Annotated in this window: 8 protein-coding genes; 1 reads left to right on the top strand and 7 read right to left on the bottom strand. The window is 61.6% G+C overall.

All coding sequences use genetic code 11. From position 1 onward, the window contains the following. Nucleotides 1–85 precede the first annotated feature (85 nt). The 3 genes from J5X07_RS08750 to J5X07_RS08740 form a co-directional block, all read right to left on the bottom strand. The gene (locus tag J5X07_RS08750; RefSeq protein WP_208479513.1) at nt 86–379 is read right to left on the bottom strand and encodes a transposase; all 294 of its coding nucleotides are present in this window, start codon (nt 377–379) and stop codon (nt 86–88) included. A gap of 146 nt (nt 380–525) precedes the next feature. Continuing rightward, on the bottom strand, nt 526–1254 hold the full coding sequence (locus J5X07_RS08745; RefSeq protein WP_243896633.1) for a nucleotidyl transferase AbiEii/AbiGii toxin family protein: 729 nt from the start codon (nt 1252–1254) through the stop codon (nt 526–528). After that, nucleotides 1247–1801, bottom strand: a complete 555-nt coding sequence (locus tag J5X07_RS08740) for a hypothetical protein (protein ID WP_208479511.1) — start codon at nt 1799–1801, stop codon at nt 1247–1249. The genes J5X07_RS08745 and J5X07_RS08740 overlap by 8 nt, the downstream gene beginning before the upstream one ends. Nucleotides 1802–2197: 396 nt before the next feature. Here J5X07_RS08740 and J5X07_RS08735 point away from each other — a divergent pair, with 396 nt between their 5' ends. Beyond that, nucleotides 2198–3622 (top strand): hypothetical protein, encoded by a 1425-nt coding sequence (locus J5X07_RS08735; RefSeq protein ID WP_208479509.1) that lies wholly within the window; start codon nt 2198–2200, stop codon nt 3620–3622. Nucleotides 3623–3664: 42 nt separating this feature from the next. Here J5X07_RS08735 and J5X07_RS08730 read toward each other — a convergent pair whose 3' ends face one another. The 4 genes from J5X07_RS08730 to J5X07_RS08715 form a co-directional block, all read right to left on the bottom strand. After that, nucleotides 3665–4051, bottom strand: coding sequence for a hypothetical protein (locus J5X07_RS08730; protein WP_208479507.1), 387 nt, complete (start codon nt 4049–4051; stop codon nt 3665–3667). A 107-nt stretch (nt 4052–4158) separates the two neighbouring features. Then, nucleotides 4159–4419, bottom strand: coding sequence for a hypothetical protein (locus J5X07_RS08725; protein WP_208479505.1), 261 nt, complete (start codon nt 4417–4419; stop codon nt 4159–4161). 824 nt (nt 4420–5243) lie between these two features. Next, on the bottom strand, nt 5244–6440 hold the full coding sequence (locus J5X07_RS08720; protein ID WP_208479503.1) for an ABC transporter ATP-binding protein: 1197 nt from the start codon (nt 6438–6440) through the stop codon (nt 5244–5246). Nucleotides 6441–6463: 23 nt separating this feature from the next. Beyond that, nucleotides 6464–8278 carry an ABC transporter permease gene (locus tag J5X07_RS08715; protein WP_424924112.1) on the bottom strand — a complete coding sequence of 605 codons (1815 nt, stop codon included), beginning with the start codon at nt 8276–8278 and terminating at the stop codon, nt 6464–6466. Nucleotides 8279–8461 lie beyond the last annotated feature (183 nt).

Below are 8461 nucleotides of genomic sequence, written 5' to 3'. Positions count from 1 at the left end.
ATGTGGCGGTTTGAAGCCCCCGCCCGCACGGCGACTCCGAAGGGCCAAAACCTTCATGTCCTACGCAGCACAACTCAGCACTGCATCACCTACACACCCATGCAGCACCCCACCTTCGTGGCACACCCTTTTTCAAGAACTCGCATCCCTGCTGCAACTCGCGGAGCTCCTTCTTCAGCCGCGCAACCTCGGCCGCTTCGGCGGCTGCTTTTCTCTCCTCCTCGCTGCCGTGCTCCTTCTTGTGTTTCGCGACCCAGTTGCCCACGGTCTGGGGTATCAGGTCGTAGGAGGCGGCCACCGACGCGATCGCGCGATCCTCCTCGATCACCCCGCGCACCACCTGCTGCTTGAACTCATCCGAATACTTCGCCCTTGACATGGCTCCATCCCATCGAATCAAAGGAAGACGAAAATCCTCCCCTGTCCGAGAAACACCACCCGCCCCAGTCACAGAGCCGGCCTGGTCCTACACGCCATCATCGACTGGCTCACGTAAATTAAGAGACACACCCTAGGTAGCATTGCCTACACTCCTCGCTCTCGCTTGAGCCGCAGAGTGTTATCTACTAGTTGCACGGCGATGGCTGTCAGGTCGAAAGAGTTGAGGATGTCGTCATCGAGCATGGTTGCTTCCAGGTCGTTGAGACCGATGATATCGATGAGCTGATCTATGCGCTGTAGGTCGGTATCGGTGATGGCCTCTGGATACGTGGCCAGGAGGTAACTGGTGTCGAAAATGTCACGGGCTTTGGTGCGGTTGACCAGAGCGTCTACCTTCAGCGAGGCTAACTTCTCTAACCGGTAGGTGCATATGCCGTCAATGGTGGTCAGGTCTGCTTGTTTGATCTGCTGGGCCTGGCGGTAAGAGACCTCTACTTTGAGAGGCTTCATGGCATCATCGCGGTAGTGAAGCACGTGCCGGCGCACGGCCCATGTGTCCTTGGCGGTGCGCAGGTTGCGCACGTGCTCACCCGCGGCTTGTGAGCCGGCCTGAAGTGCCTCGGACAGGTCGATGCTGGTGCGGCGGCCGTCAAAATCGAGATCTGTTGAGAACCGCGGCAGCCCGTAGGCAAGTAAAAGCGCCGTACCGCCCTTGAGGACAAATGCATCGCCTGCGCGGGTGGTTACCTCCTGGGCGATGTGTCGCATCAGGTCGACGTGGCGCTGCTGCTCTGGGCTCAGCGGCAGCGGCTCAAAGGGAGACTGCTCCGGGCGGCGCTCTGGCCGGGGCGGGTAGGGTGGGCCATCATCCATACACCGCCCTCAGCTCGACCGCTTCGTTGTCCACCCACCTCCTCAGCTCATCCTGTGCAGTATGGGGGAAGTGGGGTACCAGCCGTACGGCCTGCTCCAGCAGGAAGACGCCTTGGTCGTAGGTATCCAGCCAGTCTGTACTGGCGCCGGTCAGGTTGAGGACTCGGCCCCAGCGAGTCAGGGAGCGGTACAGCAGGTCCAAGATGGCCCTGGTGTGGTTGGCCAGGTAGACCTCGCCTGTCTGCGGCAAGACTAGGCCCATGGATTCCAGGCGCTGACGTCCCTGGTAGATACCGTAGGAGCCGTAGATCGGGCTGGTGTCGATCTCTGTACTGCCACCCAGGGTCACCTGACGCGGCCGGTCACGGCTCTCTTGCCAGTGAAAGACGTCGTGCCAGTCCCCACTGGTGCCCTCAGGAGCCTGCACGTTCAAGGCGTAGATGCCCGTGATGTAGCGTTCTGGCGTGGTGGGGGGGATCTCGACCTGGCGGGAGGGCTGCGCCTCGGCAGCATGAGCCAGCCGGTAAGTGATGGTTTCAGCCTCCATGAGCAGCGCCTCCTTTCCAATGAGTTTGCTTATGTCTTTCTCTATATTAACAGGAAGTGAGGTAGGGTCAAGGGGGCGAAGCTTTGGCGCCTCGGTCACAAAAACACTACAACCACGCCCGACCGGGAGCTAGACGCTCACTTCAAAGTCTCCTAGGTCTACACTTTATGTGTGGCTCGCAACGCAGCGATGCCCTTCCCAGATGATGCATCACGAGGAGTGTGGTTATGATGGCAATCCATAGCGATAGTGAATCCCGGCCTGCTGCACAATGTCCCCAAGTGCTGCGATACTTACTTGATCACCCTAAGAGTCATAGGAGTGCAATTTAGAGCTATATGTTAATCTGATTCATGGTTAGCCGCAGCATTGCGCGAAAAGTAGGAGTTCGAGATAATGCGATTTTCTGAGGCTTTTTCTATCAAAACATCCGGCCATGAGGATTGGTTCGATCCAGACCTTAGTGTCGACACGAAACTGTTCCTAGATCCGTTCCTAATGCTTCAGGGCGGTCAACGATGGGAAAGGGCACACAGGCAGTTGATAGATCATTTTACGTATTGCTATGAACTTGTAGCGCGTGCTAAGGGAAAGCAATCACTTTCTGCGAAGTCTGCGCGTGTTCTACTTACCTTTCCAGAGCCATATGAGTTCTGCCTTGGGTATACGGCAGCATCTATACGAGGCTCGGGTAGCGGTAAGCGCAGTGCAGAAAAGATCATGGACGGTATTGCGGTAGCTTTGAGTGCTGGTTTGAAAGAACCTGAGAACATCGAAGAAATTGGTATCATAAACGAAGGATTTGGGGCTGACGCAATTTCCGATGCCACACTTAATATTCTTAAAAATGAGTTCATTTCGTATACGCAGAAGATTGTTGCAGATCTCGGGATTCCTGTTAAAAGTCATTCGATACGTAACGCTTCAGTTCATCTCGAACCTGCACACTGGCAGAAGGCTCCGGTAGAACTGCCAACTAATCCGTCTACAGGTGCGCCTATTCTCTTGGTTCCCAAAATTTTTCTAAATGATTTACCGACACTCAACGCTCGGAGCTGGTTCGAATCCGACATAAACGAAGAGCTTCGCACGAGCCTGAATCTCGAAATATCCAAGTCTGCACCTAAATCTACAATTGTAGATTTAGCGCGCAAGAATCCTGACGCTGTGCAGAAATGGGCTCGTGCGCAGCGGAGTAGACCAGATTTGTTTGGCTACAACTTTGAAGATGATCCTTGCGGAGTAGTTTCGTATGATCATGGTAGCGACTACGCGACTAAGCATCCATTGTCTCGTGAAATTCTTGTAGCCCCGGCCAGTCAAAAAGAACTTTCAAACCTTATTAGGGAAATGCTGACAAAATATAAGCATTTTATTGAACAAGGTGGTGGCTGGAGATTGCTGTGGAATGCCGATGGTAAACCAAAGCCGGAAGAAGCAGCACAATTGCTATTCATGGCGATGTCTCGCACGTACCTACGCGACGCCGGTGTAGAATTAGACCGTGAAGTTCAACTAGGTCGAGGTCCCGTAGATTTTAAAGTATCGTCTGGAGCGAAGCTGAGGCTATTGATTGAGGTAAAGAAAGTTGAAAATGCGCGGTTTTGGAATGGATTGCGAAATCAACTTCCAAGTTATATGGAATCAGATCAAACCAATGAAGGTTGGCTTGTGGCGATACAGTATCGTGAAACGAAATCTAGCACTGAGAAGGTTGCTTTGCTGCCCGGTCAGGTCAGCAAAATTGCTAGCGAAAACAAGAAGACACTCCACTACATTTCAATCAACGCATGCCCACCCCTATCTGCTTCCAAAATATAGAAATATTTAACTTGTGGCGTATATCCTCTGAGGAATTCTATTTTATGCCGTTTTCATCGTTGATGACGCCAACGAGGAAACGCCATCCTCCAGTAGCTTCAGCCGCTGGTTGAGCTCCCGGTAGTTCTGTCGCATGACTTCGTAGATGCTGTCATCAACCGTCTCGCGAGATCCGGCCTCATGGAATAGTTCATGCCTCAGGTCGGAGATATCCGCTCGGAGATTCGATATCTGGGCCTGGAGCTGATCTTGACTGGCTTGCATTTTGTCGAAGCGCTTATTGTGGTCGAGTCTTAGGTCCTCGATGGCATCGATCAGTGCGCGATTATTTTTACGCACATCCGCAACACTCTCTCTAATTCTCTCGATGTCGCCCTTCGAGAGGGTAAATTGCGCCTGCAGTTGTTTTGCTAGTTGCTCATTGGTCATGTGTCTATTTAAACATAGATGATGGTGCAGGGCAATTATGTTGGTCGATATTACCATAAAGGTAATTCTCGGGAGCGTTGGTTCTGTGCCTTTACCCAGGTCGACGGCTACTGCTCACGGCTTACGAGTGAACTTCCTGGCGCCCGCCTCTTGAAGTCCTGGATGTACTTGCCGACGGTGCTCGGTGCCACGCCGTACTTCTTGGCGACCTCGATGCAGTTCAACCCGTAGTCGAGGTGGTCGGCCACCATCTGCTCCACCTTCCGCCGACCGAAGCGCAGCCATAGGCTGTGCTGGACCTCATCCGGCTGCCGAGCCGGCCGAGAAGCGCTGCGGGCCTCACGCACCGCATGCTGCACCATCGGCATGTCATGAACATGCATGGAGTAGGCCTGTAGTACCTCCGCCATACCCTGCTTACTCGAACCCCCGACGGTCCCCGGACTGCCGGGGGTTGTGGCGTGTCTGGGGTGGGCGGCCTGACGTCGTCCTGGTGGGCCGGGCCTTGCTGGGTGAGTCGGATCCTGCGGGGTCACTCGTGTTTAGCTGGGCCAGATGGCCGGATATCAGCGGGCGGGATGCGGGTCACCCCGCACGGAGCACCGTGCCGGTCCTCACGGGCGCCCTTGTGACCAAGGCGTGGATGCCCATCATTGGGGAGCGGCTGGCCGGGATGGAGTGAGGGCTCGGTGCCCGATGGCCGCCTGCCCCGGCTCGGGCCTGGTCAGTGGTTCGCAGGCACGCCGCGCTCCAGCCGCCCCATCGATCGATGCCGGTGGTGGAAGCCGGTTCCGGTTCGCCGGGTCGTCTGCAATTCGCCGGGGTTGTCTGCAGATCGCCGGTGATGTCGGTACTTCGCACCCCTGGGGCCCCTCCGATCTACCGACAACCCCGGCATTCCACCGACAAGCCGGCAATCTGCACCGCTGCCCGCCACTCGCCGGCCGAGGCTCGCCCAGGAACCGTCCCGGCAGTGAAATACGCGCCCGCATCTCGCGGGGTAAGCCGGATTTCGCTGGGTCACCCGCATCCCGCTGGGTCGGATGGCCGGATCTCAGCGGGCGGAATGCGAGTCAGCCCGCAGAAAGCGCATAACCTGGCGGGATGCGGGTCAGCCCGCAGAAAGCGCATGACCCGGCGGAATGCGGGTGACCCCGCAGAGAACGCCTGACCGGGCGGGGCCGCCCCCCGATCAGGCAGCGGCGTCCTTCCCGGCGGGCAGCAGCCAGGCCTTGTCGGCCTCGATGGAGACCCGTACCGCCTGCCCCTCGGAGAGCAGCTCCTCCTGGCGCGGGTCGGCCACGACGCACACGATCGAGCCGTGCTCGGTCTCCACCTCGTACTCCGCGGTCTCCCCGTAGAACACGCGGGTGATCACCTGCCCCAGTGACCCCCTGACCGCCTGGGGCGCGCCCTCCATCGCCTCCAGGGCCTCCAGGCGCACCGACTCGGGCCGCACCATGAGCACCACCTCGCCCGGATCGCGCAGCGCCGCCGGGTGGGCGGGCACCGTCGTCTCACCGCCGAGCACCTCCACCCGCGCCCTGGCCCGACCGCCGTCGGCCGCCGCCTCCCGGCCCAGCACCTCCGCCGATAGGAAGTTCGCGCGCCCCACGAAGTCCGCCACGAACACCGAGGCCGGGTGCAGGTAGATCTCCGCCGGGGTGTCGACCTGCTCGATGCGCCCGGAGTTCATCACCACTATCCGGTCCGACATCGCCATCGCCTCGGACTGGTCGTGAGTGACGTACACCGAGGTGATCCCCAGGCGCTTCTGCATGCGCCGGATCTCCAGGCGCATCTTCACGCGCAGCTTCGCGTCCAGATTCGACAGCGGCTCGTCGAAGAGCAGCACCTTGGGGCGCACCACCATGGCCCGGGCCAGGGCCACCCGCTGCTGCTGGCCGCCGGAGAGCTGGGAGGGCGCCCGATCGGCCATCGTGGTCAGGCTCATCGAGGTCAGCGCCACCTCGATGGCCTCGTTCATCTGCGCGGTGGGCATCTTCTGCAGCTTGAGTCCGTAGGCCACGTTGTCGCGCACGGACAGGTGCGGGAAGAGCGCGTAGGACTGGAAGACCATGGACATGGGCCGGCGGTTGGGCGGGACGACCACCATGTTCTCCCCGTCGAGCATCACCTGCCCGGAGGAGGCCTCCTCGAATCCGGCGATCATGCGCAGGGTGGTGGTCTTGCCGCATCCCGAGGGCCCCAGCAGGGTGATGAACTCCCCGGGGCTGATATCCAGATCGACATGGTCGACGGCGGTCACCCGCCCCTGCCCCTGGCCGAAGGTCTTGGTCAGCCCCACGAGGGACAGGCGGCCGCTGTCCTGCGGGGCGGCCTGGCCCCCGGGGCCCGGCTGGGCGCTCGTAGTGGTCGCGCGGGTCATGATGGGCTCCTTTCTGGCCGGGCTCACAGGCCCGTGCGCGCCTGCGACGTCACCGAGGTGTCGCGGACGAGAAGATTGGTCAGGCCGATGACGGTCATGACGATGACGATGAGGATGGTGCAGAAGGCGAAGGCATTGCCGAAGCGCCCGGCGTCGACCTCCGCCAGGATCTGGGAGGTCATGATCTTCGTCCTGGGGGTGGTGATGAAGACGATCGGGGACAGGGTCGTCATCGAGCGGGCGAAGGCGTAGGTCAGGCCCGCGATGAAGGCCGGGCGGATGAGCGGCATCGTCACCCGCATGAAGGTCTGGAGCCCCGAGGCCCCCAGTGAGGTCGAGGCCTCATCGATCGACTTGTCCACCTGCTGGAGGCTGGCGATCCCCGAGCGCTGGCCCGAGGGCATGGAGCGGGCCACGTAGACCATGATGATGGCGATCGCGCCCCCGAAGACCGCGCTGCCCCCGGCCAGGGCCGGCATGAGCATGAGGTTGCCCGTGATCACCGGGCGGTTGAAGGTGATGAGGTAGCCGATGCCCAGGACCGTCCCGGGCACCGCCAGCCCCAGCATCCCCAGGAAGTCCATGAGGCCGGCACTGGCCCGCAGCCGCACCACGACCAGCCAGGCCACCAGCATCCCCAGCACCCCGGCGATCGGCGTGGCCAGGAGGGCCAGGACGGTGGTGTCGATCATGGCGTCGTTGCCGATCCCGGAGAGCACGTACTGGAAGTTCTTCAGCGTCGGGGTGTTGTCCACCCCCAGGATGTTGACGAAGGCCCCCACGATGACGGTGGCGTAGATCGAGACGATGAACAGGGCCAGCAGCCCCGCCGATGCGCCCAGGAGCCCGCGGGGCAGTGGGGAGCGCACCAGGCGCATGCGGCCGGTCGGCTTGCCCGTGACGCTCACCGCCGAGCTGCGCGAGGCCCAGTAGCGCTGGAGCAGGAACACCAGCAGCGCCGGCACCAGCAGCACCAGGGAGTAGGCGCTGCCCGCCGCCGTGTTGTACTCGCCGTTGATGGCGATGTAGGCGCGGGAGGCCAGCACGGTGAAGTCCCCGCCGATGACCAGGGGGTTGGCCAGGTCGGCGATCGCCTCGACGAAGAGCAGCAGGAAGGAGGAGGCGAAGCCGGGGATGAGCATCGGCAGGGTCACGGTGCGGAAGATCGTCCACGGCGAGGCCCCCAGGGAGGCGGCCGCCTCCTCCATGGCCGGGTCCAGGTTGCGCAGCATGCCGAGCATGTTCATGTAGGCCACCGGGAAGAAGGACAGGGACAGCACGAGGGTCAGGCCCGGCAGGCCGTAGATGTTCCACTGCTGGCCCAGGATCTGGGTGGAGACGATGCCGTTGCGGCCGAACAGGGTGATGGAGGCCGTGGCCACCGCGAAGGGGGGTGAGACGATCGGGATGAGGCAGATGAGGTGGAGCAGGCGCTTGCCCGGGATCGCCACGCGCGCCTGGACGTAGGCCAGGAAGAAGCCGACGAGCGTGCCCACCGCGCCGACCACCACTCCCAGGACCACGGTGTTGACGACGATGGCCCGGTTGCTCGCGGAGCGCAGCAGGCTCCCGAGCACGGCCAGGCCGCCCGCGGAGAAGGCCTTGGACAGGATCGTCACCAGGGGCAGGAGCACCAGGAGGACGAGGATCGCCGACACGAGGGCGACGATGCCGATGGTCACCTTGTCCTGGCGGACCCGCGTGGAGCGTGAGGCCCGGCCACGGGCGGGGCCGGCGCCGGCCCCGCCCGGCTCGGATGGCGGCGCGGTCGGCGCAGGTGGCATCGGCGGTGGCGAGGAGGCGCCCGCCGCGGGCAGCGTTGAGGCTGCGGAGGACATGTGAGGACTCCGTTCACAGGTGGTGGGACCGCCAGCAGTGGCGGGTGGGGGCGGGTGGCCGGTGCGGGGGCGGTGATGCCGCGCCGGGGAGGATCGGGCCGGGCCGGTGCCGGCCCGATCCTCCCCGGCGCCGGGCGCGCACACCTGGGGCTGGGCGGCCGGCGCCTCATAGGAGGGGGGGGG

Origin of the sequence: Actinomyces bowdenii (assembly GCF_017592395.1) — a bacterium.
In the GTDB taxonomy this organism is placed as follows: Bacteria; Actinomycetota; Actinomycetes; order Actinomycetales; family Actinomycetaceae; genus Actinomyces; species Actinomyces bowdenii.
This window is presented reverse-complemented; position numbering and strand designations above follow the sequence as displayed.

What these genes read in the sequence shown, in the direction of transcription:
- J5X07_RS08730 (WP_208479507.1), bottom strand. Translation starts at nt 4,051, where the DNA reads ATGACCAATGAGCAACTAGCAAAACAACTGCAGGCGCAATTTACCCTC.
- J5X07_RS08720 (WP_208479503.1), bottom strand. Translation starts at nt 6,440, where the DNA reads ATGACCCGCGCGACCACTACGAGCGCCCAGCCGGGCCCCGGGGGCCAG.
- J5X07_RS08725 (WP_208479505.1), bottom strand. Translation starts at nt 4,419, where the DNA reads ATGCCGATGGTGCAGCATGCGGTGCGTGAGGCCCGCAGCGCTTCTCGG.
- J5X07_RS08740 (WP_208479511.1), bottom strand. Translation starts at nt 1,801, where the DNA reads ATGGAGGCTGAAACCATCACTTACCGGCTGGCTCATGCTGCCGAGGCG.
- J5X07_RS08735 (WP_208479509.1), top strand. Translation starts at nt 2,198, where the DNA reads ATGCGATTTTCTGAGGCTTTTTCTATCAAAACATCCGGCCATGAGGAT.
- J5X07_RS08750 (WP_208479513.1), bottom strand. Translation starts at nt 379, where the DNA reads ATGTCAAGGGCGAAGTATTCGGATGAGTTCAAGCAGCAGGTGGTGCGC.
- J5X07_RS08715 (WP_424924112.1), bottom strand. Translation starts at nt 8,278, where the DNA reads ATGTCCTCCGCAGCCTCAACGCTGCCCGCGGCGGGCGCCTCCTCGCCA.
- J5X07_RS08745 (WP_243896633.1), bottom strand. Translation starts at nt 1,254, where the DNA reads ATGGATGATGGCCCACCCTACCCGCCCCGGCCAGAGCGCCGCCCGGAG.